The organism is Kitasatospora sp. NPDC059462 (genome assembly GCF_042749955.1).
Classification (GTDB): Bacteria; Actinomycetota; Actinomycetes; order Streptomycetales; family Streptomycetaceae; genus Kitasatospora.
The window spans coordinates 55,187-78,161 of record NZ_JBHYUU010000004.1; the positions used below are offsets into that span (position 1 = coordinate 55,187).

36 protein-coding genes, 7 other RNA genes and 1 pseudogene are annotated in these 22,975 nt (G+C 70.8%); 41 read left to right on the forward strand and 3 right to left on the reverse strand.

Annotation, left to right across the window (positions count from 1 at the left end):
• Positions 1-49 precede the first annotated feature (49 nt).
• The 36 genes from ACFXAM_RS02155 to ACFXAM_RS02330 all read left to right on the forward strand — a co-directional run bounded on the left by ACFXAM_RS02155 (position 50) and on the right by ACFXAM_RS02330 (position 15,491).
• Entirely contained in the window at positions 50-535 is a 486-nt protein-coding gene (locus ACFXAM_RS02155; protein ID WP_380287071.1) for a Pycsar system effector family protein, read from the forward strand.
• Between the two features lie 1,266 nt (positions 536-1,801).
• Positions 1,802-2,104 carry a hypothetical protein gene (locus ACFXAM_RS02160; RefSeq protein ID WP_380287072.1) on the forward strand — a complete coding sequence of 101 codons (303 nt, stop codon included), beginning with the start codon at positions 1,802-1,804 and terminating at the stop codon, positions 2,102-2,104.
• A gap of 16 nt (positions 2,105-2,120) precedes the next feature.
• Positions 2,121-2,187, forward strand: an RNA gene (locus tag ACFXAM_RS02165) — hammerhead ribozyme type II.
• Between the two features lie 21 nt (positions 2,188-2,208).
• Positions 2,209-3,018 (forward strand): hypothetical protein, encoded by an 810-nt coding sequence (locus ACFXAM_RS02170; protein ID WP_380287073.1) that lies wholly within the window; start codon positions 2,209-2,211, stop codon positions 3,016-3,018.
• 16 nt (positions 3,019-3,034) lie between these two features.
• An RNA gene (locus ACFXAM_RS02175) (hammerhead ribozyme type II) lies at positions 3,035-3,097 on the forward strand.
• A gap of 19 nt (positions 3,098-3,116) precedes the next feature.
• A complete protein-coding gene (locus tag ACFXAM_RS02180) occupies positions 3,117-3,380 on the forward strand; it encodes a hypothetical protein (protein ID WP_380287074.1) in 264 nt (87 codons plus the stop codon).
• Between the two features lie 6 nt (positions 3,381-3,386).
• Positions 3,387-3,453: hammerhead ribozyme type II (locus ACFXAM_RS02185), an RNA gene on the forward strand.
• A 22-nt stretch (positions 3,454-3,475) separates the two neighbouring features.
• Positions 3,476-3,895 (forward strand): hypothetical protein, encoded by a 420-nt coding sequence (locus tag ACFXAM_RS02190; RefSeq protein ID WP_380287076.1) that lies wholly within the window; start codon positions 3,476-3,478, stop codon positions 3,893-3,895.
• Positions 3,896-3,908: 13 nt separating this feature from the next.
• Positions 3,909-3,993, forward strand: an RNA gene (locus ACFXAM_RS02195) — hammerhead ribozyme type II.
• A gap of 18 nt (positions 3,994-4,011) precedes the next feature.
• Positions 4,012-4,758, forward strand: a complete 747-nt coding sequence (locus ACFXAM_RS02200) for a DUF2786 domain-containing protein (protein WP_380287077.1) — start codon at positions 4,012-4,014, stop codon at positions 4,756-4,758.
• An 11-nt stretch (positions 4,759-4,769) separates the two neighbouring features.
• Positions 4,770-4,967: a hypothetical protein gene (locus ACFXAM_RS02205; RefSeq protein ID WP_380287078.1), complete on the forward strand. Its 198-nt coding sequence runs from the start codon at positions 4,770-4,772 to the stop codon at positions 4,965-4,967.
• 57 nt (positions 4,968-5,024) lie between these two features.
• Positions 5,025-5,234 carry a hypothetical protein gene (locus ACFXAM_RS02210; RefSeq protein ID WP_380287079.1) on the forward strand — a complete coding sequence of 70 codons (210 nt, stop codon included), beginning with the start codon at positions 5,025-5,027 and terminating at the stop codon, positions 5,232-5,234.
• A gap of 25 nt (positions 5,235-5,259) precedes the next feature.
• Entirely contained in the window at positions 5,260-5,757 is a 498-nt protein-coding gene (locus ACFXAM_RS02215; protein ID WP_380287080.1) for a hypothetical protein, read from the forward strand.
• On the forward strand, positions 5,754-6,155 hold the full coding sequence (locus tag ACFXAM_RS02220; protein ID WP_380287081.1) for a hypothetical protein: 402 nt from the start codon (positions 5,754-5,756) through the stop codon (positions 6,153-6,155). Before ACFXAM_RS02215 ends, ACFXAM_RS02220 begins: the two co-directional genes overlap by 4 nt.
• 15 nt (positions 6,156-6,170) lie before the next feature.
• Positions 6,171-6,234, forward strand: an RNA gene (locus tag ACFXAM_RS02225) — hammerhead ribozyme type II.
• A gap of 14 nt (positions 6,235-6,248) precedes the next feature.
• Complete coding sequence (locus tag ACFXAM_RS02230) at positions 6,249-6,797, forward strand: antirestriction protein ArdA (RefSeq protein WP_380287082.1); 549 nt, start codon at positions 6,249-6,251, stop codon at positions 6,795-6,797.
• A gap of 31 nt (positions 6,798-6,828) precedes the next feature.
• A complete protein-coding gene (locus ACFXAM_RS02235; protein WP_380287083.1) occupies positions 6,829-7,122 on the forward strand; it encodes a hypothetical protein in 294 nt (97 codons plus the stop codon).
• 56 nt (positions 7,123-7,178) lie between these two features.
• An RNA gene (locus ACFXAM_RS02240) (hammerhead ribozyme type II) lies at positions 7,179-7,248 on the forward strand.
• A gap of 22 nt (positions 7,249-7,270) precedes the next feature.
• Positions 7,271-7,459: a hypothetical protein gene (locus ACFXAM_RS02245; RefSeq protein WP_380287085.1), complete on the forward strand. Its 189-nt coding sequence runs from the start codon at positions 7,271-7,273 to the stop codon at positions 7,457-7,459.
• Positions 7,456-7,692 (forward strand): hypothetical protein, encoded by a 237-nt coding sequence (locus ACFXAM_RS02250; RefSeq protein ID WP_380287086.1) that lies wholly within the window; start codon positions 7,456-7,458, stop codon positions 7,690-7,692. Before ACFXAM_RS02245 ends, ACFXAM_RS02250 begins: the two co-directional genes overlap by 4 nt.
• Positions 7,682-7,915 (forward strand): hypothetical protein, encoded by a 234-nt coding sequence (locus ACFXAM_RS02255; protein ID WP_380287087.1) that lies wholly within the window; start codon positions 7,682-7,684, stop codon positions 7,913-7,915. Before ACFXAM_RS02250 ends, ACFXAM_RS02255 begins: the two co-directional genes overlap by 11 nt.
• On the forward strand, positions 7,912-9,156 hold the full coding sequence (locus ACFXAM_RS02260) for a hypothetical protein (protein ID WP_380287088.1): 1,245 nt from the start codon (positions 7,912-7,914) through the stop codon (positions 9,154-9,156). Before ACFXAM_RS02255 ends, ACFXAM_RS02260 begins: the two co-directional genes overlap by 4 nt.
• A 28-nt stretch (positions 9,157-9,184) precedes the next feature.
• Positions 9,185-9,676, forward strand: coding sequence for a hypothetical protein (locus ACFXAM_RS02265; RefSeq protein ID WP_380287089.1), 492 nt, complete (start codon positions 9,185-9,187; stop codon positions 9,674-9,676).
• A 19-nt stretch (positions 9,677-9,695) separates the two neighbouring features.
• A complete protein-coding gene (locus ACFXAM_RS02270) occupies positions 9,696-9,869 on the forward strand; it encodes a hypothetical protein (RefSeq protein WP_380287090.1) in 174 nt (57 codons plus the stop codon).
• 27 nt (positions 9,870-9,896) lie between these two features.
• Positions 9,897-9,959: hammerhead ribozyme type II (locus ACFXAM_RS02275), an RNA gene on the forward strand.
• A 10-nt stretch (positions 9,960-9,969) separates the two neighbouring features.
• Positions 9,970-10,605: a hypothetical protein gene (locus ACFXAM_RS02280; RefSeq protein ID WP_380287091.1), complete on the forward strand. Its 636-nt coding sequence runs from the start codon at positions 9,970-9,972 to the stop codon at positions 10,603-10,605.
• Positions 10,606-10,624: 19 nt separating this feature from the next.
• A complete protein-coding gene (locus ACFXAM_RS02285; protein WP_380287092.1) occupies positions 10,625-10,909 on the forward strand; it encodes a hypothetical protein in 285 nt (94 codons plus the stop codon).
• A 263-nt stretch (positions 10,910-11,172) separates the two neighbouring features.
• Positions 11,173-11,718, forward strand: coding sequence for a hypothetical protein (locus ACFXAM_RS02290; protein ID WP_380287093.1), 546 nt, complete (start codon positions 11,173-11,175; stop codon positions 11,716-11,718).
• Positions 11,719-11,781: 63 nt separating this feature from the next.
• Positions 11,782-12,237: a hypothetical protein gene (locus ACFXAM_RS02295; RefSeq protein WP_380287094.1), complete on the forward strand. Its 456-nt coding sequence runs from the start codon at positions 11,782-11,784 to the stop codon at positions 12,235-12,237.
• Complete coding sequence (locus ACFXAM_RS02300; RefSeq protein WP_380287096.1) at positions 12,234-12,662, forward strand: hypothetical protein; 429 nt, start codon at positions 12,234-12,236, stop codon at positions 12,660-12,662. Before ACFXAM_RS02295 ends, ACFXAM_RS02300 begins: the two co-directional genes overlap by 4 nt.
• A gap of 14 nt (positions 12,663-12,676) precedes the next feature.
• Positions 12,677-12,913 carry a hypothetical protein gene (locus tag ACFXAM_RS02305; RefSeq protein WP_380287097.1) on the forward strand — a complete coding sequence of 79 codons (237 nt, stop codon included), beginning with the start codon at positions 12,677-12,679 and terminating at the stop codon, positions 12,911-12,913.
• Positions 12,910-13,170, forward strand: coding sequence for a hypothetical protein (locus tag ACFXAM_RS02310; protein WP_380287098.1), 261 nt, complete (start codon positions 12,910-12,912; stop codon positions 13,168-13,170). Before ACFXAM_RS02305 ends, ACFXAM_RS02310 begins: the two co-directional genes overlap by 4 nt.
• Positions 13,170-13,349 carry a helix-turn-helix domain-containing protein gene (locus ACFXAM_RS02315; RefSeq protein WP_380287099.1) on the forward strand — a complete coding sequence of 60 codons (180 nt, stop codon included), beginning with the start codon at positions 13,170-13,172 and terminating at the stop codon, positions 13,347-13,349. Before ACFXAM_RS02310 ends, ACFXAM_RS02315 begins: the two co-directional genes overlap by 1 nt.
• 70 nt (positions 13,350-13,419) lie before the next feature.
• Complete coding sequence (locus ACFXAM_RS02320) at positions 13,420-14,673, forward strand: tyrosine-type recombinase/integrase (protein ID WP_380287100.1); 1,254 nt, start codon at positions 13,420-13,422, stop codon at positions 14,671-14,673.
• Positions 14,674-14,958: 285 nt separating this feature from the next.
• Complete coding sequence (locus ACFXAM_RS02325) at positions 14,959-15,240, forward strand: type II toxin-antitoxin system prevent-host-death family antitoxin (protein WP_344325967.1); 282 nt, start codon at positions 14,959-14,961, stop codon at positions 15,238-15,240.
• Complete coding sequence (locus tag ACFXAM_RS02330) at positions 15,237-15,491, forward strand: Txe/YoeB family addiction module toxin (RefSeq protein ID WP_380287101.1); 255 nt, start codon at positions 15,237-15,239, stop codon at positions 15,489-15,491. Before ACFXAM_RS02325 ends, ACFXAM_RS02330 begins: the two co-directional genes overlap by 4 nt.
• Before the next feature lie 160 nt (positions 15,492-15,651).
• Here the strand turns inward: ACFXAM_RS02330 and ACFXAM_RS02335 are convergent, their stop codons facing one another.
• From ACFXAM_RS02335 to ACFXAM_RS02345, 3 genes and pseudogenes are all read right to left on the reverse strand, one after another.
• Positions 15,652-15,933: a peptidoglycan-binding protein gene (locus tag ACFXAM_RS02335; protein ID WP_380287102.1), complete on the reverse strand. Its 282-nt coding sequence runs from the start codon at positions 15,931-15,933 to the stop codon at positions 15,652-15,654.
• A gap of 118 nt (positions 15,934-16,051) precedes the next feature.
• Positions 16,052-16,708 carry an HAD-IA family hydrolase gene (locus tag ACFXAM_RS02340; RefSeq protein ID WP_380287103.1) on the reverse strand — a complete coding sequence of 219 codons (657 nt, stop codon included), beginning with the start codon at positions 16,706-16,708 and terminating at the stop codon, positions 16,052-16,054.
• 84 nt (positions 16,709-16,792) lie between these two features.
• A pseudogene (locus ACFXAM_RS02345) lies at positions 16,793-17,952 on the reverse strand (dihydrofolate reductase family protein).
• Positions 17,953-18,126: 174 nt separating this feature from the next.
• Between ACFXAM_RS02345 and ACFXAM_RS02350 the strand changes: the two are divergent.
• The 5 genes from ACFXAM_RS02350 to ACFXAM_RS02370 all read left to right on the forward strand — a co-directional run bounded on the left by ACFXAM_RS02350 (position 18,127) and on the right by ACFXAM_RS02370 (position 22,810).
• Positions 18,127-19,509, forward strand: a complete 1,383-nt coding sequence (locus tag ACFXAM_RS02350; RefSeq protein ID WP_380287104.1) for a hypothetical protein — start codon at positions 18,127-18,129, stop codon at positions 19,507-19,509.
• Between the two features lie 193 nt (positions 19,510-19,702).
• Positions 19,703-20,518 (forward strand): methyltransferase domain-containing protein, encoded by an 816-nt coding sequence (locus tag ACFXAM_RS02355; protein ID WP_380287105.1) that lies wholly within the window; start codon positions 19,703-19,705, stop codon positions 20,516-20,518.
• 195 nt (positions 20,519-20,713) lie between these two features.
• Positions 20,714-22,141: a DUF4190 domain-containing protein gene (locus tag ACFXAM_RS02360; RefSeq protein ID WP_380287106.1), complete on the forward strand. Its 1,428-nt coding sequence runs from the start codon at positions 20,714-20,716 to the stop codon at positions 22,139-22,141.
• A 25-nt stretch (positions 22,142-22,166) separates the two neighbouring features.
• The gene (locus tag ACFXAM_RS02365; RefSeq protein WP_380287107.1) at positions 22,167-22,349 is read left to right on the forward strand and encodes an SPOR domain-containing protein; all 183 of its coding nucleotides are present in this window, start codon (positions 22,167-22,169) and stop codon (positions 22,347-22,349) included.
• 26 nt (positions 22,350-22,375) lie between these two features.
• Positions 22,376-22,810, forward strand: a complete 435-nt coding sequence (locus tag ACFXAM_RS02370) for a (deoxy)nucleoside triphosphate pyrophosphohydrolase (RefSeq protein ID WP_380287108.1) — start codon at positions 22,376-22,378, stop codon at positions 22,808-22,810.
• Positions 22,811-22,975 lie beyond the last annotated feature (165 nt).

Sequence of the window (22,975 nt, forward strand, 5' to 3'; positions counted from 1 at the left end):
CGACAGGTTCCGCGCAGGCGCCCTCCGGTCCAACTGTTGAAGGAGCACCATGGAAGAGCCAGCCGGCCCCAACCCGAACGAGACCCTCGGCCGGGCGCACACCGAAGTCACCACCGATATGGGCAGGGTGGAGGCGAAGGTCGCCGCCCTGCTGTCCGCGCTCGGCCTTCCCCTGGCCGTCCTCGCGGCCGTCGTGCCCAACCGCCACCTCCCGACCGCCGTCGCCTTCCTGCTCGGCATCGCGGGCGCCGGGATGGTGGCCGGCGCCGTTGCCGCGCTGGCCGCACTGCTCCCGCTCGGGGTGACCGGCGCGTCGGCGCCGGGGTCGTTCCTGCGCTGGGCCGAATGCGTCACCGCGGACCAGGTGCTCGATGACCTGGCCACCGACCGCCGAGCCGCGCGGCTCATCCAGAGGTCTCAGCTACTACGCCGCAAGTTCCGCATGCTGCGACTGGCCGTTCAGTTCGGTATGGCGGCGGTGGTGTTCCTGGCCCTGGCCCTGGCCGCAGCACTGGGAGGCGCCATGGCGAGGTAGCCCTGAGGGGAGTCCGCCGGCCCCTGAGCGACCCTGGAACCGTGGCACGATCTCAGCGGCTAAGACGTGGCGGTCCGCGAAGCCGGGCACCGGGGGTCATACCCCCACCCCTGCGGGCGGACCGGCCACCCGCTACCCTCGCGCGCGACGTGCGGGCACACTCGCCCCCCCACACCCCCAAAGAGGAACGCGCGCGTAGGGAGGCCCGGGGACCGGCCAGCAGGCCCGGGAAGAGGCCGCCAAGGCCCGTCGCGGGCACCCCCTGCACTGCCTCTGACCTGGGGAAACGTGCCTGGATTTGCAAGAGTGTGACTGGCCCCGTAATGTTCTCCCCGTCGCCACCACGGGACGCCAGCCGGAAGGCGGGCCGACCGGGCGGCAGGCAACGCAAGCGATTGCGAGAGTTGCGAAACACAAGGCCAGCCCACTAGGGTTGGAACCAACGCCGAACCGGGCAACCGAGAACGGACCGCACGAGCGGTGCCGCCGGGGATACGGCAGGCGGGTTTCGCAGCCAGCGATTGCGAGAGTTGCGAAACGGGAGAACGGCCCGATAGGGTCGGACTCGACGCCAACCGGGTCAGACCGGGAGGCACCGAACTTGAGCGTGACGCTCACCCGGCCCCACCCCTTCGGGGGTGGATGTCGCAACCGCCAGCTTGGCGGTGTGGGTGGGTACGCAGGGCGACGGTAGGCCCGAAGATGCGTGATCCGGAGGCGGGGCATCCCGCCTGTGATGGCAGCGTGTTGGAGACGACGCCGAACCCCTGGGGTACAGCCAACGTAACAGGCAGTGGCGCGGATCTTTCGTCCGCAGTCCCGCCCGTACGGCCTTGGTGAAGCCGCGAACCGCCCCGATTCCCGGGGTAGGCGCGGTGGGAAGCTGTCCACGGATGCCCGTGGATGGTGGTGTCAGGGGAACCGTGCGGACTTCAGAGGTCAGGGCTCACCGTTCACATCGAACGGGCCGGAGAGATCCGGCCGGAACGAAGCGAAGCGGCCGGATGAACCGGCCAGTCCTGAGGGTGAGGGACGGTGAGCCCGGCAGTCGGGGTAACCCTGCTGCTGAACCCCGAATCGATCACCCGCCTGATTGTCCGGCCCGTCTTGGGCCGGGGCCCCCCGGACGCCTTGGGCGTAGGTGCGAAGCCACCGGGGGGTTCTAACGGACTGATTGCGAGAGTGTGACTAGTCCGAGCCCGCGCACCGTCCGATGTCGCGGCAGTCCGCCGGTCGAACCGGCGAACCCCTACCTGAGGAGATCCCATGGACTTCATCGTGACCCCCGTCAGCCTGGCCAAGCCCGGCCGGCCGGTGCTGGGTGCGCAGGAGCAGATCGACAACCTGGCCCGGCGGAACTTTGAGCTCGCCCGGAAGTTGGACGCCGCCCGCGTCAAGCTGGCCAAGGCCGAGCGCCGGGAGCTGGTCTGGGCGGAGGTGTCCACCGGCATGCTCGACCGCATCGACACCCTGGAGTCGATGGTCGAGGAGCAGGCGCTGACCATCGCGGAGCTGGACCTGTTCACCAGGGCCCTGGAGGTCGTGGTCTACCGCATCGGTCCGGCGTGAATGCGAGAGTGTAACTAGGCGAAACGCCCCCCTGGGGGGCGTCCGCCCGGGGTGGTGCCCGGGCGCTGATGAGCCAGCCGCTCAACCCCCGAAAGTGAGACAACATGACCTCCGCACGTGCCGACGTGGGCGACGAGGTGTTGGCCGAGTATGCGCTCGGCCTCGACAGCGAGCACGCGAGCTGGCCGTCCTGGCGGTCGTCCTGGTACGACCGTGACCAGGAGCCGACCCACGTGGAGCTGTTCAGCTACACGGAGTACCCCCTCAGCATCATGGACAAGTCCAACTACCGGGTGGCCGAGAGGCTGATCCGGGACGCGGCTGACCCCGACGTCGAAGGTGCGATCGTGCTGAACGAATACGTCGTCGAGGTCGGTGGTTCCGCGGTGCACTACGGCTCGGCGACCACCCTGTACGTCCAGGTGTACGAGGGCGGCTGCGATGCCGGCTGCCCCGGCACGCACACCGACGGCTGCGTGCCGGGGTGCGATCCCCTGCTCGACTACTGCTTCGGCGCGGCCTGCGCTGGGGACTGCCACGGAACGCGCCGGTACACCTCGGCCTTCCGTCAGGGCGTCGCGTTGGCCGAGCAGGTGAAGTGGGGGTACCCGCTGCTCGACGAAGGGGACTACTCCGAGCTGGAGGACGAGGTGTTCGAGGAGAACCTTGAGCTCGCCCTCAACGACGTACGGAGGGAGTTCGCCTTCGACGACGACCACGACCACGAGGCCGTGGTCGACCGCGCCCACCGCGACCTGCGCGAGCTGAAGTACAACGCGTGGTCGGCCGGTGAGGTGTCGCACCGCGACGTGGCTGAGGTGTACGCCCGGCACCGCGCCGCACACTTCGACGACCTGGCGCGGGACTTCCTGCGCGGTGCCATCACGGGCCAGATCGAGCTGATCGCGGCGTGAATGCGAGAGTGTAACTAAGCGAAACGCCCCCTGGGGCGTCCGTCCGGGTGGTACCCGGGCGCTGATGAGCCAGCCGCATCCACACGAAGGAGTCCTTGATGTCCCCCTCCATGGCCGAGCTGATCGAAGCCGTGAAAGCCCACGCCGACAAGCACTACGACGAAGGCGGCTGGGACGTGGTCGTCGAGTGCTACACCGACCGCGAACTGCAGGAGTGGCTGGAGAGCACGGAGTACGGCGCGACCGTCCCGACGACGGTCGAGGAGGCCGTCGCCAGGGTGGCCTCCGCTGTCGGGATCTGGGCGGACTGGCAGGCGGATGCCGCCTTCCACCGACGCCAGGCGCTCGGCGACGAGGCGTAGAGCAGAAGGCGAAACCGGCCGTTGAGCCGGTCGGCCGGGGGTGGTGCCCCGGTCCTGATGATGCCAGCCGCATCCCTCATCACATCGAGGCCAACATGAAGATCCTCCTGCGTAAGGCCTACTACGTCCTCAACCCGTGGGCCGGCCGCCGAGCCGAGCGCGAGGCGTGGCACAAGTTCGGCGACGCCGCGATCGAATTCCTGGACGCCGTCGGCTGCCCGGGATGCGCGCAGGCCGAGCACGACCAGCTTCAGAGGGACGTCGACGAGTTCATCGGCGTGTTCGACGACGGCATGCTCGCGGACTCGCTCGGCGAGCGACTCACCTGCACCGAGGTAGACGCCCTGGCCCGCCTGTTCGCCCGTGCTGGCCACCCCGATGCCGCGGAGCTGTGGCTGAAGTGCCACGCCGAGGGTGACGAGTGGGGCGACCTGCACCGCGACTACAAGGACGAGAAGGACGCCGCCGGGACCGTCGTGGACCTCAGCGGGTACGTCGTCGAACTGGCCGCGTGAGCCAGGAGTTCCGAGGCGAAACACACACGCCTGCCCACAGCGGCCGGCGTGTGTGTCAGGGCGGGGTGGTGCCCGCCTTCTGACGATGCCAGCCGCATCACAACTGAGAGGTCCCCATGTCCGACCAGAACACCTCCATGCTCGCCAAGGTCCGCGCGATCTTGGCCAAGGCCGAGGACCCGGCCGCCTCCCCGGAGGAAGCGCAGGCGTACTTCGCCAAGGCCGCGGACCTGATGTCGAAGTACGGAATCGAGCGCGCCATGCTTGCCGAGACGAAGCCGGAGACGGACAGGCCCACGACCCGGGTGTTCACGGAGAGCGGTTCCTACGTCCTCGACCGCGTCGGCCTGCTCATGAGCATCAACGATGCGCTCGGCGGCCAGTCCGTCCGATGGCGGGTCTGGGACGGCGGTGCGAAGAAGTACGTTCAGCGGGTCGAGCTGCACGGGTACGAGTCCATGCTCGACCGGGTGGAGATGCTCTACACCTCCCTGATACTCCAGGCCTTCAACGGCATGAAGCACGGCTCGCCAGGCATCGGCGAGTCCCCGATCGCCTACCGCAAGACGTGGCTCGCAGGGTTCCGCAACGCGGTCGTTGAGCGACTGGACGCCGCCGAGCACCAGGCCGTCGAGGAGGCTGACCTCGCTCTGCCCTCCGGAGCACGTTCCGCCGAGGTCGTTCTCGCCTCCCGGGAAGAGACGATTCTGGCGATCTTCAAGGCCGCACACCCGAAGGTCCGCCCGGCGCGTCGGCGCCGCCTCACCGGCTCCGGATGGCGTGCAGGCCACAAGGCCGGAACGCAGGCGGACCTCGGAGGCCCCCGCCTCGGCAAGGGGCGCCGTCCCGCCCTGGCGGGGTGAGCGTCGTGACCATGCGGCACACCCTTCGCGGCCCGAGCGGCACGTGGATCGGCACCGGCTTCTTCCACCCCAGGTGGACCCTCGGTGGAGCCCGGTTCGCGTTCCGCCACACCTATCCGGACGGCACCGAACGTCACGTCTGGGTCGACCGTGACGGCCGCGCGCTGATGGTCGGCTGGTTCAAGCCCGGCTGGCGCTCGAACCCCTGACCCCCAGGCCGCCCCGTCGATCGGAGGCGGGGCGGCCTGCTCTCAAAAGGACCAATCATGCCCATCCGCTACCTACTGGCGAACTTCCTCATGACCACCATCGTGGCCGGCGTCGGCTTCTGGCTGGGCGTCGCGCTGCACCCGGACCTCGGCGGCCAGCGCGAAAGCTCCGCGGTCGTCGAGTTCAACTCCGGATTCAGCGACGCCAAGCGCGACGACTGCCAGCAGGGCTTCGCCGCTGCCTGCCGGTGGCTTGACGCCCGCTGACCACCTCCACCTGAAGGACACTCACATGGACAACATCAAGACCGACGCCCGCGAGATTCTGGCGATCCACCGAGAGGTGGACGAGTGGCGCAATGACTACGACCCCGGGTCGCAGGAGTGGTGCACCCTGGTCAACCTCGCGCAGCTGTCGGCCCGACTCGTCTTCAGCCTCCCTGTCGACATGCTCCCGGAGGAGGAGCTGCGTATCCCCAGCCCGTTCGAATACCAGGCGGCCGATGAGCTGCTCGCCGAGCTTGCGGCCTTGGAGGCCCCGGCCAGCCGCAGTTTCGACGTGGCGTTCACCGAGTTCCAGGCCGAGTTCCCCGACGTATGCCTCACCTACTGGGAGCGGTGCGAACTGGACGACGCCGTCGCCGAGGAGGGCGAGCGGCCGAAGCTCGACGCCTCCCAGTGGCTCACGGCCAAGGAGGCGCTGAGGGACGCGGTGTACGAGATCGTCGCCTCGCACTCCCTGCTGATGGACTCCGCCTCCCACGCGATCGAGAACGGAGGCGACCTGTGACCTGGTGCTACGAGCTGTACGTCTGCGAATCGGCCGGCGTCGACCACGGCGACGACTGCGCGCAGTGGACACTCGCTGGCCAGTACTTCGACCACGGCTACCGCGACGCCTTCGTGGCCGCGACTGCGGAGCAGCACGCCGAGGTGCGAACCGTGAGCCCGTTCACCGGCAACACCACCACGCCGTTCCGCCACATCGAGGGCGGCGGCCTGTGCGAGTGGTGCGGTCCGGCGACCGGCCGACGCGGTCCGTGGATGCACACGCCCAACGAGGACCGATTCATGTGCTCGGCCTGCGTCGCCGATGGCGAAGCCTCCCTGGAGGTCATGAACAAGGCCAGCGGCTGGTACAGCAGTCGCTCGTACTGGCCCGTCCTCGAAGGGCCCGGGCTGAGCTGATTGCGAGAGTGTAACTAGCGAAACCCCCGCAAGGGGGTCGGGGCGGGGTGGTGCCTGCCCCCTGACGAGCCAGCCACATCGAAACGAGGACACATGCCCACCACCCTGACCGCCGACGACCCCCGCGTCTGGATCGGCTGCCTGGCCTGCTACAACGACGGCCGCCTGACCGGCGAGTGGTACGACGCCGACACCGCCGACCTGGTCACCCCGGAAGACCTGCACCCCGGGGGGACCGACCACGAGGAGCTGTGGGTCATGGACCACGACGGCTTCCTCGGCCTCCTCGACGGCGAGTGCTCCCCGTCCGAGGCCGCCGCGCTGGCCGAGGTGCTCGCCGAGATTCCATCGTTCGAGCGCCAGCCGTTCGCGGCCTGGTTCAGCGTCTACGGCGGCGGCACCACCGACCTGACCGCCGCGCTCTGCGAGTTCCGCGACGCCTTCTGCGGCGAATGGCCGTCCGAGGCGCACTACGCCCAGGAGCACGCCGAGAGCGGGTTGGACGAGCAGGAGAAGGAGATCTTCACCCGCTGGCCGTTCAACGCCCTCGACTGGGAGCGCGCCGCCGACGAACTGTTCTCCTCCGGCTACGACTCCGAGGACGCGCCAGGAGGAGGCATCTATGTCTTCTACGTGTGCTGACTGGCGGCCCGCCTGCCTGGAGTGCGGCGACGTGCCCGAGCTCCTGGACGAAGACCTGACCTGCGGCCCGTGCCGCATCCGCATCCACCTGAAAGGCCAGACCGTGAAGAAGACCGTCAAGCTCTCGATCGAGCGGACCACCGAGGGGGAGATCGAGCTGGAGCTGACCATCCCCGAGGAGTTCCTGGACGAGGACGGAGAGATCAACGACGACGACGGCCTCTGCGAGTGGCTCAACGACAACCCGCACGAGTGGGACCTGTTGGAGCCGTTCTTCGAGGAGATCCAGGACACCAACGTCCTCGAAGTCCTCAACGCCTACTGAGCCGATCGGACAACCGCGGCGCCCGCCCTGCCTGACAGGACCACGGGCGGGCGCCAGGGCGAAACCCCGGTGGTGAGCCGGGGTCGCGGGGGAGTGGTGTCCCCCGCCTGACGATGCCAGCCGACATCAATCACTCACGAGGATACCCATGAACCACTACGTCTGGTGCGGCCCCTGCGGTCGAACGATCCTCCGCGCCGTCCCGTCCGGCGAGTTCTCCTGCTTCCGCTGCGACGCAACCACGGACCCGGACGTCGACCTTGTCCTCGACGCCGGCCAGACCTGGGGCGTCGACGAGGACGGCCGCCTGTACGGCACCGGGGCGTGGACCCGATGAACTACCGCCTCCGCCTGTCCCTCGACTTCGAGACGCCGGCCGCCGCCCTCGCCTGGTTCGACGAGGCCCAGAGCTCCGGCCTGATCCAGCCCGACGTGGACCTCTTCCACCCGGACGCGCTCGACGCCATCCAACACGGCTACACCGAGCGGGACCTGCTCGTCCGCCGAACCCGCGACCGGATCGGCACCCTGGCGGTCCGCTCGGGCCAGGGGGCACGCCGTGGCCGTTGAGTACGGGAAGTGCACCTGCGGTTGCGGCAAGAGCCGGCTCGTCAAGGTCCGCATACCGGCGATCACCATCACCGTCGACCGGGACCGCTGGGCCGAGGAAGGCGGCTCCACGCCGGACTCCGACGCAGTCCGGAAGACGGTCGTCGACTACGTGTGCAGCTCGGTGAACAGCCTCAGCTGCCTGGAGGCGGCCGAAGCCATCGTCAAGATCGCCAGCAAGTGAGCGCCAGCACGACCGACTTCCCCGACCTGGAGGAGCTGGTCGACCTCTCAATGGAGGAGCTGGAGCAGCTCGCCGCCCCCTGGCCAGCGCGGTGGCTCCTGCCCCCGAAGCCCGGCGATCCGGAACGGGCGGTCTACCTTTTCGCCGGACCCGGCGGACTCGAAGTCGGAGTGCGGGATGTCCTCGGGCGGGACCTCGACATCATCGGCGTTGAGCTGAACCGGGACGCCGCCGCAACGGCTGTCGCGGCCGGCTTCCAGCGCATCGTCGCCGACGTGCGCACCCTCGACCCGACCCACCCGGCCCTGCGCTGGACGCGAGGGCTGATCGTCACCGCGCCCTGCCAGTGCTGGACCCCCGCAGGCAAGCGGGCAGGCCAGGACCCGCGCAACCTCCAGATCCTCGACGACATGTTCGCCTGCGCCTGGGAGGCCACGATCGGCGTCTGGGAGGAGGAGCGGGATTGCGACACCTCGTGCACCGGCGACTGTGACGGGTGCTGGGAAGGATGGTCCGGTCCGATCTACGGCGTGGACGAAGTCCGCGCCATGGCCGCCGAGCTGAGCGACGACAGAATCGGATTGATCGCCGAGGTCGTAATCTGGGGCCTGGCCCTCAGCCGCACCTGGGACGGCTTCGGGTGGATCGCGATGGAGCAGTCCAGCGCGCTGCCGCAGAGCGTCATCGACGGCATCCGCGCGGAGTTCCTGTGCGCCGACTGGCTGACCATCCAGTTCCAGGTGCTCGACGCCGTGGAGTACGGCCTGCCCAGCCGCCGCAAGCGGACATTCATGCTCGCCGCCCGCCATCGGTATCTCGACACCGCCGCAACGCGACTCACCGCCGAGATGCCGGTCATCACCGCGGCAAGAGTGCTGGGCTGGCCGCCTGGCATCAGGGTCAACACGAGGGGCGTCCGCCGGACGGCCGGAGGCAACTGCTGGTCTGCCGACCGGCCGGCCACCGCCATCACCTCGAAGATCCGAGGGTGGTACTGGGAACACGACCCCGCCCGCCGCTTCAGCCTCGACGAAGCGGCCGTCCTGGTCGGCTTCCTGCCCGGCTACCCCTGGACCGGCAGCCGCAGCTCCTGCACCCAACAGATCGGCGACGTCGTCGCGCCCCCGATGGGCTGCGTCGTGATCGGCGCCCTCCTCGGCCTGGCCTGGGAGCCACAGCTCCGGGCCTACCTCGCCAAGCTCCACAACGCCCTGGTGGCTGAGCTCTCGCTCGCCGCCTGACCACGACATACCAACCGAACGGAGAACCATGTCCACCCCCAGCATTCTCACCACCGCACTTCGCCTGCCCGGCAAGCCGGAGCCCGTCGTCGTCACCACGCCGGCCGACCAGCGCGGTGCACAGGGCAAGCACACGAAGGCTGTGCAGCTCGCCCTCGACCTGCCCACCGCCAGCAGCCCCGGCCGTGCGGTGAAGATCGGAGCTAGCCCCCGGCGTGCCCCGAAGCCCAGCAAGACGCACAGCAAGGGCCTGGGCTGGCAGCGCTGGACCGAGTCCGACGGCACCGTGCGCTACGGCATCGCCAGCGACGCGCCTCCGCAGCAGGCCGGGCTCGGCTGGGCCGGGCTCACCGCCCGCACCGTGGTTCCCGCCGACGGCGGCGACGCGTTCGCCATCTACCGCACCGGCCCGGCCGGCTCGGACTGGGCCCGCGAAGGCGACCACGTGGCGATGCGCCCCGCGCTCCTCCAGGACTGCCTCCCCGGCCTGTTCATCAGCGACACCGCGCTCGCCGCCTGACCGCCGCCCGGAGGACACCATGGCCGACAACAACGCCGCTCACACCCTGACCTGCCCGAACTGCAGGTCGACCAACATCACTCTCCACGTCCGAGAGTGGGCCGTCTGCGACACCTGCAAGTACGGCGACCTGTGGGGGCGATTCATGACCTGCAACTGCTGGGGCTACGACTGCATCACCAGCGAGGCCTGACGCCCCGCCCCATTGCGAAAGTGTAACTAGCGAAACCCTCGAAAGGGGGTCGTCGCGGGGTGGCGCCCGCGGCCTGATGAGCAGCCGAATCGGAGGAATCATGAAGACAAAGCCCGTGGCCGTGCTGGAATCGGGCGCGACGACGATCAGTCGCGTCCCGGCAGGAGACGAGCTTCACACCGCCGTCGACCCGTGGGTGACGACATACCGCGTCCAGGGGCCAAGGGTCACGGGGGCCGTTGAGGTCGGCCCGGCCTTCCTGGACTTCGACGGGTGGCGGTTCATGCCCGATGGCCTGTATCTCGCCTACGGACCGGAGCAATACCGGTCGCACGGCGGCTCTCTGGTGATCAACGGCGTGCGACTGGCCGGCGCCCTCAGCGTGCCGGCCGACACCCCGACCCGGTGGGGCATGATCACGATCCGTCGCGCACTCGGGCCGTCGTCGGGTTGGGATTCGAGCGCCCCCGGCGCGACGCAGCGCCGGGCCCGGGAGATCCTCAGGGTGGCCTTTGACGCTCACCTCGCTGACGAACAGCACGCCTACGTGATGGCGGCGGAGCTTGCACGAGCTCGCCGCCCGGCGCGGCTGGGGAGTGCGCGTGAAGCCGCGGCCGGTCTTCGCCGGGAACTGGCGGAGGTCGAAGCCAGGCTGAGCACGGCGACGGACCGACTCCGCGCGATGGAGGGGGACTTCGAGCAGCAGCTCGTTGCGCACGCCCCGGCCTCGAACTGACCTGCGAAGGAGAATCCGCATGAACGGTACCCAGGTGGAGATCCGAGACCTGAAGGCCGGCGACCGCGTGAAGGCCACCGGCAACGACACCCGCGGCCACACCGTCACCAGGAGTGGCACGTTGCTCGCCAAGCCGATGCTGGTGAAGGCCCAGGACTGGGGCACCCGGGTGAAGAAGTGGCGCCTGCACATCGACGCCCCGGGCTCCGAGATCAGCCGGTCCAACTCCGTCACCCTCTGGCCGAACGAGCGCGCCACCCGGCTCGACGGCGGCCAGCATCACCGCCAGGGAGAGAACCGATGAAGAAGACGTACGCCCGCTTCGGGTGCTGGATCACCGAGAGGGCGCTCGCTGCTGGGTATGAAGTCGACCTGCCGTGGTCGGGCGCCCGGTCTCGGCTCGCCGAGGCCGTCGGAGTCGATGCGGGCACCATGAGTCAGATGCTCAACGGCACCCGCCTGCCCGCCTCAAGTCGGTGGGAGGCGGTGGCGCGAACGCTCGGCGTCGCGACTGACGAGCTTGCAGACCAGGTGAAGTGCGCCCGCCGAGAAAGAGCGATTGCTCCCGTGCGCGGGCCCCAGATCGTCGGCCTGGCCGGGCTCGCCCGCTCGGGGAAGGACTCCGCCGCCGCCGCGCTGGTGGAGGCTGGATGGACGCGCCGGGCCTTCGCCGACCCGCTCAAGCGGATGCTCTACGCGCTCGACCCTCTGGTGTTCGGCCGGCGGACTCGGTTGAGGGAGCTGGTCGACGGAATCGGCTGGGACGAGGCCAAGAAGCTCCCTGAGGTTCGGGCCCTCCTTCAGCGGGGCGGCACCGAGGCCGGCCGCGGAGTCCTCGGCGAGGACGTGTGGGTGGACCGGCTGTTCCACGACGTCGACACCTGGACGGCGCCGACCGTCATCACGGACGTGCGATTCCCGAACGAGGCAGACGAGATCCGGTGGCGCGGCGGCCTGGTGGTCCTCGTCGTCCGTCCCGGGCAGGAGCGGATCGGCGAGGCTGACCACGTCAGCGAGTCGGCGCTCGCCGGCTACCTGTTCGACGCCGTGATCGACAACTCCGGCACCCTGGAGCAGCTCGCCGCCAGCATCCGGGGCATCACACAGGGCTGATTGCGAGAGTTGAGAGTCCGCACCCATTGCGATAGTGTGACTAGCGAAAGAGAGGGAAATCCCTTGAACGACACCGTTATCTACGACCCCTTGATCCTCAAGTACCTCCCCGAGGGGACGGAGATCGAGGACGCGGACGGGGACACCGGGACCAAGATCGGGGACGGCTTCGCCGTTGCCGGATGGCGGCACCCGCTGGACGCCGACTGGTTCACCATGCCGGCCACCGTCATCGACCCCGCCCCCGAAACCGTCGAACTCGTCGCCGACCTGTCCAGTGGGCGGGAGTTGCACCCGGTCCTGAAGGAGCTGAGGAGCATCGCCGCCGCCATGCGCGACCGCCTCCGCCAGCAGGAGGACGAACTCGGCGCGCTGACCGACGGATACGGCGACGTCCCCGTCCGGAACCTGGCCCGCTGGGACGAGCTCCAGGCTGACCACCGCGAGGCTGACTCCGCAGCGCTGCTGGAGACCCTGATCCGACTGGAGACGATCACCAGCCCCCGGAGCGGCCCGTGAGGCTGACTCCCCGCAAGGAAGAGATCGACGCGGTGAAGGCGCTGCTGGAGTCGCCCGACTTCGACAGCGCCGACCAGATGGCCAAGGCGGTCATCAAGGAAGTCGGCGAGATCCTCCAGATGCGCGACTGGGTGGCCCTCGTGCACACCTGGTCCGACGGGCACCGCGGACTCAACTGGGCCCCGTTCGGGAGCGAGGTGGAGGCCAAGTCCTTCGCAGACAAGATCGCCATCGGCGGTACCGGGCGCCTCGTCAAGCTCTACTCGCCCGGAGTGATGCTTGCCAACGTGACCAGCAAGAAGGGCTGGAAGGGCTACTGCCAGGACCCCGGCTGCGGCCACGCCCCCTTCACCCACTCCACGGTGAGCGCCGCCCGAGGCGCCTGCCACATCCCCACCTGCCCTTGCGGGCAGTTCCGAAAGTAGACGGAGGTAACCGCATGACGGCCAAGCCCGTCGCCTTCCGGGCCTGCCCCTGCGGCTCGAAGCGCGCCTACGAAGACGAGCACGACGCCCTCAAGGCGCTCGGCAAGGCCCAGGCGAAGCGCGCCAGAGTTGCCGACCGCCGTGGGAGCGGGCGGGGAGTTCGCCAGGAGAACCGCACCTACGAGTGCGAGTACGGCCTCTTCCACCTGACCGCGCAGTCCCGTACCAGCTACCTCGGAGCCGCCGCTTGACCCCGACCGACACCACGAACGGCTGGGGCTGGGTCCGCGGCACCCGGGGCGAGCAGACCCGCTGCTATCCGGCCGGCGTCGTTCCGCCGCCCACCACGGCCGAGGAAACGGTCAAGGAGATCGCCCGACGCCTTGGGCTGCGGCAGGCCGACCCCGAACAGATCCTCGGTCGGCTCGACCACCTTCAGGCGAGCCACCGCGCCGCTCTGCGCGCCGCCGCGCTGGCCCGCTACGGCGGGCGACCGACCAGCGCCTGATGCAGGGCGGAAGCAACCGGCTGCTGACCCCGGAAGAAGTCGCGAAGTGGCTCAAGGTCAGCGAGATCACCGTCAAGAACAAGTACCGCACATGGGGCCTGCCGGCCCAGAAGGTCGGCAGACTGCTGCGATTCCGTGAGCGGGACATCGTGAACTACCTCGACAAGAACTACGGGTAGCACCAGCAGGCTGCACAGCCCCACAAGACAGAGAGGGGCCCATGTGGCCACCGTTTTCCAGCCGTGCAAGGTGGACGAGAAGGACCGCTTCTACCCCTGCGAGAAGGTCCGTTGCGGCCACAAATGGACCGTCCGATACCGGGAGCCGGGCGGACGGACTGCACGTCAGCGCGAGAAGAGCTTCGCCAAGAAGACCGGCCCCGATGGTGCTGACGCCTTCGCCAGCAAGGTCGAGCACGACAAGGGCATGAAAATCTACCTCGACCCCGAACGAGGTGCCATCACCCTCCGCGCGTACGCGAAGGAGTGGATCGAACGACAGATCCTCGCTGAGGCCACCATCCGGAACTACGAGGGTTTCATCCGGAACCACCTTGTACCCCACCTGGGGCGGAAGACGTTGGCCGGCCTCGGGAAGCCCGACTTCGAACGGTTCATCGCGGCCCTTCACCGCAACGGTGAAGGCATGGCGGCCTCGACGATCAACGACCGGATGAAGTTCGTGACGGCCATGATGGAGGCCGCGGTCACCGAGAAGCGGATACCCGACAATCCGGCGGCCGGCGTCAAGATCGTCCGAACGAGCTCCCTCGCTGTGGATGAGGACGAGATCCCGACTCCTGACGAGGTTCATCTTCTCGCGACGAACATTTCCCGGCAGTACCGGTTGTCGATCTACCTGATGGCCGGTGCCGGTGAGCGTCTGAGTGAGGCCCTGGCGTTCTCGACCGAATGCCGGCGCCCCGGATACATCCGAATTCGCTGGCAGGTCAGCGCGAAGGCGAACCGCGGTGACTGCCGCACGACGTTCGTGCCGCTGAAGCACCGGGCGGAAGGCGAGTACCGAGACGTCCCGATCGCCCTCTTCTTGGAGGAGGAGATCGAGGCCCACGACGAGATCTACCGGCCGATCCCCGTCACCTTCAAGGACAAGGGTGGCAAGGAGAAGACGCTCCACGTGTACTTCGCCCCCCGGGACCGGGGCAAGGGGAAGATGCCGACGGCGTCAACCTTCGGCTACCACTTCAGGAAGGCATGCATCGCCGCCGGCCTGGTTGACGCGGAGGGGAATCCGAAGTACACCCCGCACAGCCTGCGGCACTTCTTCGCAAGCGCCGCCCTTGCGAACGGCGTCCCGATTCACGAGGTGTCGCATTGGCTCGGCCACAAGAGCATCAAGACGACTGTGGACATCTACGGCCACCTCGTTCCGGGGGCCTTTCACCGCTGCCGCGAGGTCATGGACAGCGTCCTTCGGCCGGTGCAGGTGGACGTGCAGAACCCGGCCTCCGAGAGCTCCGGGGACTACTGGACGGTCGCGTAGGTGTGCTGACCAGCGGAAACGGTGCTGGAACTGTGCTGACTTGGGCCGCCAGGATCAACGTTTCCGCAGGTCACAGCGTTGCTGTGGACGTTCCGCTTCAACGTCTGACCGTTTCACTGCTTTGAGGTAGATCGATCTGTCACATGCGCAGGTCGGACGGGGCCCGCCTCCCATGAGGCGGGCCCCGATCCCTTCTCCGTGCTGACTTGGTGCTGACTTCTCCGGCTCGTCGCATCCACTTGAGTGGTACGTTATGTGGTACCAGCTGTGGAGGGAGTTCAGTCGATGTCGATCACTGCCAGCGAGGCGCGCAAGGCTCTCTTCCCGTTGATCAAGAAGGTCAACGACGATCACGAGGCCATTGAGATCGTCTCCAAGCACGGGAACGCCGTACTCGTCTCGGCCGAGGACTACGCCGCCCTGCGTGAAGGCTCCTACCTGTTGCGCTCGCCGGTGAACGCCCGCCGCTTGCTCAAGGCGTACGAGAACGCCCTTGGTGGCATTGGGCTTTCCGAGCGGGAGCTCATCGACCCCGACGCGGCGGATGGCGAGAAGGGTGCCGCGTGAGGCTCGTCTTCGAGGAGGCCGGCTGGGAGGACTACACCTCCTGGCTCAAGAGCGACCGCAAGATGCTCGCCCGGATCAACAGGCTCATCGAGGACGTCCTGCGTGACCCGTTCACCGGCATCGGCAAGCCCGAGCCGCTGAAGTACCACTTGCCCGGGGCCTGGTCGCGGCGGATCGACGACGAGCACCGCCTCGTCTACCTGGTCACGGACCGGGAGATCATCGTCCTGGCTGCCCGCTACCACTACTGATCATCAGCTGCGGGTTCGCGTTACCGCGGGTCGCAGCGGTGTTGTGGCAGTTCCGCTTCACCGTGTGACGGTCCTGGCAGGAGGCCGTCCGGCGCGCGCGGGAGCGCGGTCGGGCGGCCTCCCGGCGTTTCCGGGGGTCTCCGGGGAAGGGGCCGGGTGTTCAGCAGGCGAACCCCGGGGAGTTGGAGAAGAACGTCAGGAACGACCAGGTCTGGGCGCCGATGACGCCGTCCACGGTGATGTCGGCGCACACCTGGAAGCGTCTGGTCGCGGCGTCCGTGACGGGGCCGAACTGGCCGTCCACGACGAGTGGTTCCCCGGTCAGGGAGGAATTGAGGTAGCACTGCGCCTGTTTGACGGCGTCTCCCGACGAGCCCTGTTTGAGGGTCGGCCGGGCGGTCGTGAAGTTGCAGCGTTGGGTGGGAGGGGTTTCTGTCGCCATCGGAATTCCTTTGCGATCGCACCCGGACGGGCGGACGGGGCTTCCTGGGGGCTTGTTTCCAGAGAAGCACAGGTCGCCGGGGGGCGCAGCGCGCGCGGGCGGGCCCGGTGGGGCGGGGTCAGGCGACGGTGACGGTGAGGGTGCCGTCGGGGCCCGGGGCGACGGTGAGGGATTCGAGGGTGGCCGCGTGGGCGGTGGGGCGGTGGGCGGCGGCGCGGGGGCCGATGCCGACGACCGGGACGCCGGCGGCGCGGGCGGCGGCGATGCCGGCCTCGGAGTCCTCGAAGGCGAGGCAGTCGGCGGGGGCGAAGCCGAGGGCGGCGGCGCCCTTGAGGAAGCCCTCGGGGTCGGGCTTGCTGGCGCCGACGGACTCGGCGGTGACCAGGACCGGCGGCAGGGGGAGGTCGGCGGCGGCCATCCGGACCCGGGCGAGCGGGGTGTCGGCGGAGGTGACCAGGGCGTGCGGGAGGCCGGCCAGGGCGGCGAGGAAGGCGGGGGCGCCGGGGATCGGGACGACGCCCTCGGTGTCGGCCTTCTCCTGGGCGAGCATCAGGTCGTTCTCGGCGAGGTTGACGTCCATCGGGCGGTCGGGCAGCAGGGCGGCCATGGCGGCCTGGCCCTGGCGCCCGTGGGCGACGCGCAGCACCTCGGCCGGGTCGAGGCCGTGCTCCTCGGCCCAGCGGAGCCAGCAGCGTTCGACCACGGCGTCGGAGTTGACCAGGGTGCCGTCCATGTCGAGGAGCACGGCGCGGGGGGTGAAGGTCGTCGCGGGCATGCGGGCGTCTCCAGGGGTGCGGGGCGGAATGCGAAGGGATTGTTTAATCAGGATACAAAAGATCCCCCTCCGCTTCGAGTGCCTTCAGCCCAGCAGGTGCGCGTTGACCGCCCGGGCCTCCCCGGCCAGCTCGGGCAGCTCCACCAGCTCGACGCCCGCCGCCTCCAGCCGTGCGGCGCCCCGGGTCTCGGCGACGAAGGTGGACGGCTCGCGCCAGGCCACCACCACCCGGGGGACGCCGGCCGCGATCAGCAGCTCGGCGCACGGCACCGGACGCGAGGCGCGCTGCCCGCAGGGCTCCAGCGAGCTGTAGACGGTCGCGCCGCGCAGTCGCGGGTCGTCGGCCGGGAGCTTGCCGAGCGCCGCCTCCTCGGCGTGCTCGTGGCCGTCCGTCTCGCGGCTGAACCCCTCGGCCAGCACCGTGCCGTCGGCGGCCACGACCACCGCGCCGACCGAGAACGCGGTCCGCGAGGGCGGGCAGCGGCGGGAGAGCTCGACGGCCCGGCGCAGGAAGGGCAGATCGGCGGGGCGGGGGCCGGTCGAGGGGCGGGGGTCGGTCACGGGGCGGGCTCCTTCGGGGCGTACCTGAGCAGGACGACATCGCCCACCGTACGGGCCTCCAGCAGCCGCATCCGGCGGGCCGGGCCGCCGGGGAAGTCCGCCGGGCCGACGAACCGCGGCGCCCGCGCCTGGCCGACCAGCAGCGGCGCCACCGCCAGCTGGAGTTCGTCCGCCAGCCCCTGGGCGAGGAACTGGGTGTGCACCCCGCTGCCGCCCTCGACCATCAGCCGCCGCACCCCGCGCGCGCCGAGGTCGTCCAGTACCGCGCCCAGCTCCACCGCCGCGCCGAGTGCCACCACCTCGGCCAGCCCGTCCAGGGTCGGGCGCAGCACGGCGGCCCCGGTGTCCGTGGTGTAGACGAGCCGCTCGCCGCCGGTGTGCCAGAACCGCAGCGAGCGGTCCAGCCGCCCGCTCGCGCTGAGCGTCACCTTCAGCGGGTGCTCCGGACGGCCCGCCGCGCGCCGGGCGGCCCGCCGTCCGGGGTCGTTGACCAGCAGCCGGGGATTGTCCGCGCGCAGGGTGTTGCCGCCGACCAGGATCGCGTCGCCGGCGGCCCGCTCGGCGTCGACCCGGTCGAAGTCGTCCGGGCCGGAGAGCAGCAGCCGCTCGGGGGAGGCGTCGTCGAGGTGCCCGTCGAGCGACATCGCGGCGCTCAGCAGGACGAAGGGGCGCGGCGCGGGCATGGTGGGACCGTTCTGTGAGGCGGCTGCCCGTCCACGGTACGGCGCGGGCCGCGGAGGGGGGCGGGCGAGGGCTGGTGTTCGCCGGACGGCCCGCTGCCGTCGGGGCGGCGTTCGCCGACGGGCCCCACCCTGGTCCGGACCTCGCACCGCCCACCACGTCGAAGGGCAGTCACCGTGTCCCGTCCCTCCCGCCGCCTGCTGCCGCTGGCGGTCGCCACCGCCGCCCTCCCGCTGCTGGCGCTGCCGGCCGGTCCCGCCGCCGCCGTGAGCTACGGCACCCCGACGATCACGTTCTCCACCGCCTACCTGTCCGGCGCGGTCGGCGCCACCGGCGACCCGACGATCACCGTCACCGTCGCCCAGAGCGGCGCCCCGGTCTCCTCGCTCACCGTGGCCGCCACCGCCAGCACCCGGACCGCGGTGGCCCGGACCGGCGACGTGACGGTCGCCGGCACCGGCTCCGCGCGCACCCTCGCGGTCGCCGCGCAGGGCGTCGGCTACACCGACCTCACCGTCAAGGTCACCGGGCTCGGTGGCAAGACCGCGTCGAGGACGCTGCACTACGCGGCCTCGGCGGCGGTGCAGTTCTCGGCGGACAGCCGCTACCTGACGGGCTCCAGCGACGCCTCGGCGGCGGTGGACGCGGGCGGCGGGTACATCGTGGTGGCCGACGACGAGTCCAACGTGCTGCGGCTGTACGACCGCAACGCCTCCGGCGCGCCCGTGCGCACCTGGGACTTCTCCTCGGCGCTCGGCGTCACCAAGGAGATCGACATCGAGGGCGCCACCCGGGTCGGCAACACCGTCTACTGGACCGGCTCGCTGGGCAACAACAAGGACGGCGAGATCAAGACGCCGCGGCACATCGTGTTCGCCACCACCGTGACCGGCTCGGGCGCCACCACCCAGCTCTCCCTGGCCGGTTCCTCCAGCGTCCTGCGCGACGACCTGATCGCCTGGGACCGCGCGCACGGCGACCGCTACGGCTTCGCGGCCGGTGCGGCGGCCGGGCAGGTGCCCAAGCAGATCGACGGCTTCAACGTCGAGGGCCTGGAGTTCGCGCCGGGCAGCACCACCACCGCCTACGTCGGCTTCCGCGCGCCGCTCACCCCGGCCGTCACCGGCGGCCGGGCGCTGATCGTGCCGGTCACGAACTTCCCGTCGCTGTTCAGCGGTTCGCACGCCACCTTCGGCGAGCCGATCGAGCTGGACCTCGGCGGGCTCTCGGTGCGCGACCTGCGGCGCAACGCGCTCGGCCAGTACCTGATCGTGGCCGGCTCCTGGGCGGCGGACGACAACTCCGACCCGTACGCGCTCTACCGCTGGGACGGTCAGCCGGGCTCGCAGCCGGTCAAGCTGCTCGACCTGCCGACCGCCGACGCGGGCGGCTGGGAGGCGGTGCCGGACGTCCCGGACCTCACCGCCCCCGGCGCCCGGGTGCAGCTGATCACCGACGACGGCTCGGCCGTGCTGTACAACGACGGCATCGCGGCGAAGGACCTCACCCAGCCGGAGTTCAAGAAGTCCCGCACCACCTGGTTCACCGTCACCCCGTAACCGCCGCAGGCCGGACGGCCCCCGCGCGGACGCCACGTCGTCCGAGCGGGGGCCGTCGCTCTTCCCGGCGGGGTGGCCGGGCCCGGGCGGCCCGGGCGGTGGCCGCCATGTGAGACGAATCTTCTTGAAATGCGGGACGGGGAGTAGCGTCGGAGGCGTCGAGGAGACCGCCGATCCCGAGGGGGACGTCACCATGACCGCACCGAAGCCCGCCGCCTACACCCATGGCCACCAGGAGTCCGTGCTGCGTTCGCACCGCTCCCGGACGGTCGAGAACTCCGCCGCGTACCTGCGGGACCGGCTGCGGCCCGGGCAGTCCGTGCTGGACATCGGCTGCGGCCCCGGCACGATCACCGCCGACCTGGCCGAACTGGTCGGCCCGGCGGGCCGGGTGGTGGCCGCCGACACCTCGGCCGAGGTGCTGGCCGCGGCCGCCGGGTACGTCGCCGGCCGGGGCCTGGCCAACGTGGTGTTCGAGACCGCCGACGTGCACCGGCTGCCGTACGCGGACGGGGAGTTCGACGTGGTGCACGCCCACCAGGTGCTGCAGCACGTGGTCGACCCGGTCGGCGCGCTGCGCGAGCTGCGCCGGGTCACCGCCGAGGGCGGCGTGGTCGCCGTCCGGGACGTCGACTTCGCGACCATGGCCTGGTACCCGCAGGTGCCCGAACTGGACCGCTGGCTGGAGCTGTACCGGAGGATCGCCCGGCACAACGGCGGCGAGCCGGACGCCGGGCGGCGGCTGCTGTCCTGGGCGAGGGCGGCCGGCTTCACCGACGTCACCGCCACGTCGAGCACCTGGACGTACGCGACGCCCGAGCAGCGCGCGTGGTGGGGCGGGCTGTGGGCCGACCGGATCACGGACACCGCCATCGCGCGGACGGCGGTGGCCGAGGGGTTCGCCGACGAGGCCGAACTGGCCCGGATCGCGGCCGGGTGGCGGGAGTGGGCGGCCGCCGGGGACGGCTGGTTCGCGATGCTGCACGGGGAGGTGCTGGCCGGGCGCTGAGCCGGGGCCCGGCCTTGCGGGAAGGGGGTGGTTCGTGGGGCGGCGAAAGGGTGAGCGGGTGTTCCACCGGATCCGGTAGAGTCGCGCGCCTGTTCCCGTACCTGACGGCCCGCCGCGACGATGCGCCCGCGGGATCCGCGGGTCGTCGTCCTGCCGAGCTGTCGCCCGCCTCCTGCGGGCCGGGGGAGATCGCACGTGTCCAAGCCCGAGTCCGACGCCGCCGTGCCCGAGCCGGTCGAGCCGGTCGAGCGGGTCGCGCTGACCAAGCCGGTGGCCGAGCCCGGATCCCGGCCCGAGCCCGCCGCGGAGACGGTGGCCGAGACGGCGGCCGAGGCGGCGGCCCCCGAGGCCGCGCCCGCCCCCGCTTCGGAGCCCGAGCCCGGCCCCGCCCCCGCCCCCGCTTCCGAGGCGGCCCCGGAGCCGGCCCCCGCGGCGCCGCCCGCGGCCGACCCGTGGGCCACCCCCGTCGGCCTGCTGCCGCCGCCGCCCCCCGGCGCCGAGCAGCCGCACGCCACCGGCTGGGCCGCCGTCACCCCCGGCGCCCACTCCGGCTTCCAGCCCGGTTTCGCCTACCTCCCCGCCCCGACGTCCACCAACGGCTTCGCGATCGCCGCACTGGTCACCGGCCTGCTCTGCCTGTGGCCGCTGGCGCTCGCCTTCGCGATCGTCGCGCTGGTCCAGATGCCCAAGCGCAACGAGAAGGGCCGCGGCCTGGCGGTCACCGGTCTGGTGACCGGTGTGCTCGGGGCGATCGTCACCCTGATCGCGTTCATCGGCCTCGCCGCACTCGGCTTCGAGGAGGAGCGCTACGCGGACGCCCGCCGGGGCCCGCAGGGCTCGGCGAGCATCGAGGACCTGGTGACCGGCGACTGCTTCAACCAGCCGCCGTTCAGCCCCGGTCAGGACGCCGAGTCCGCGAGCATCTACTGGGTGCACGTGGTGCCCTGCACCGCGCCGCACCACGGCGAGGTGGCCGGCTTCACCAACCTCGCGGGCCGCGGCGGCTCCTACCCCGGCCAGAGCGAGATCAGCGCCAAGGCCGCGCAGCTCTGCGGCCCGGTGCGCGACGACTACGCCCTCGACTCCTGGCTCGTCCCCGACGGCATGGGCGGGTCCTACTACTACCCGAGCATCTCCGGCTGGGCCTCCGGCGACCGCCGGGTGACCTGCACCTTCCAGGACGAGACGAAGATGCACGCGGGCAGCGTCCGCACCGACCGGACCAAGCTGACCCAGGCCCAGCGCACCTACCTGGACGCCGTGCTCGCCTACAACGGCGCGCTCGGCGCCGAGCCGGAGGCCGACGTCGACGAGGAGCCCGCGGAGTACCGCACCTGGGCCAGGACGATGGCCACCGCCTCCCGCAAGGAGGTCGCGGACCTCTCGGTCAACGGGGTCGACTGGCCCGCCGGGGCCAAGGCCAAGCTCATCGAGCTGGGTGCGATCAAGCTGGACGCGGCCAACGCCTGGGACGCCGCCGCCAAGTCCACGGACCCGGACACGCTCGCCCGCGAGGTCGGCAAGGCGCAGGCGCTGTCCGTCAAGAGCAGCAAGCTCGCGGTGGACATCCGGCGCGAGCTGGGGCTGTCGACGGGCGAGCAGGCCAGCGCGGTACGGGTCTGAGCGCCCCGCCCCTACCCTGGGCGCCATGGACACCTACCGGGTGATGCGGCAGGACGACAACGGCAACCGCTTCCTGGTCGTCGGGGGCGTCGGGCAGGAGGCGGCGGAGCGGCTCGCGGCCGAGTTCGAGGCGCGCGGCCACAAGCAGCTGTACTGGGTCGAGGCGGAGCCCGCCGGCGCCACGGGGACGAAGGGCCCGCGCGACTGACGGGCACGTCTATAGGGTCTGCGTCCATGGACAGGACCACCGATCACCAGGCGCCCGCCGGCGGCGCGACGGAGAACCGGATCGTCGTCGGCGGCGCGCTGATCCACCGGGGGCGGGTGCTCGCCGCCCGGCGGAGCGCGCCCGCCGAGGTGGCGGGGCGCTGGGAGTTCCCCGGCGGCAAGGCCGAGCCGGGCGAGAGCGAGACCGAGGCGCTGGAGCGCGAGCTGATGGAGGAGCTGGGCGTCCGGGCCAGGGCGCTCACCCGGCTGCCCGGCGCGTGGCTGGTGCGCCCGGGCCTGGAGCTGCGGCTGTGGGCCGCCGAACTGCTCGCCGGGGAGCCGCGCCCGCTGCAGGACCACGACGAGCTGCGCTGGCTCGGCCCGGCCGAGCTGGCCGACGTCGAGTGGCTGGAGCACGACCGCGAGGTCCTGCCCGAGGTCGCCCGCCTGCTGACCGTCTGAACGGCGCCCCGGCCGGTGCGGGCCGGATGGTACCGGCCCGCGCCGGCGAACCGCCGTGCCGCGCGGCGCGAACGACGCGTGGGGGCGACGGATCGGGCAAATCGGAAAAGCCGGTGCGGCCGTCGGGATAGCCTTGGTCCTGCTGGGTATGTCACTTTTCGGCAC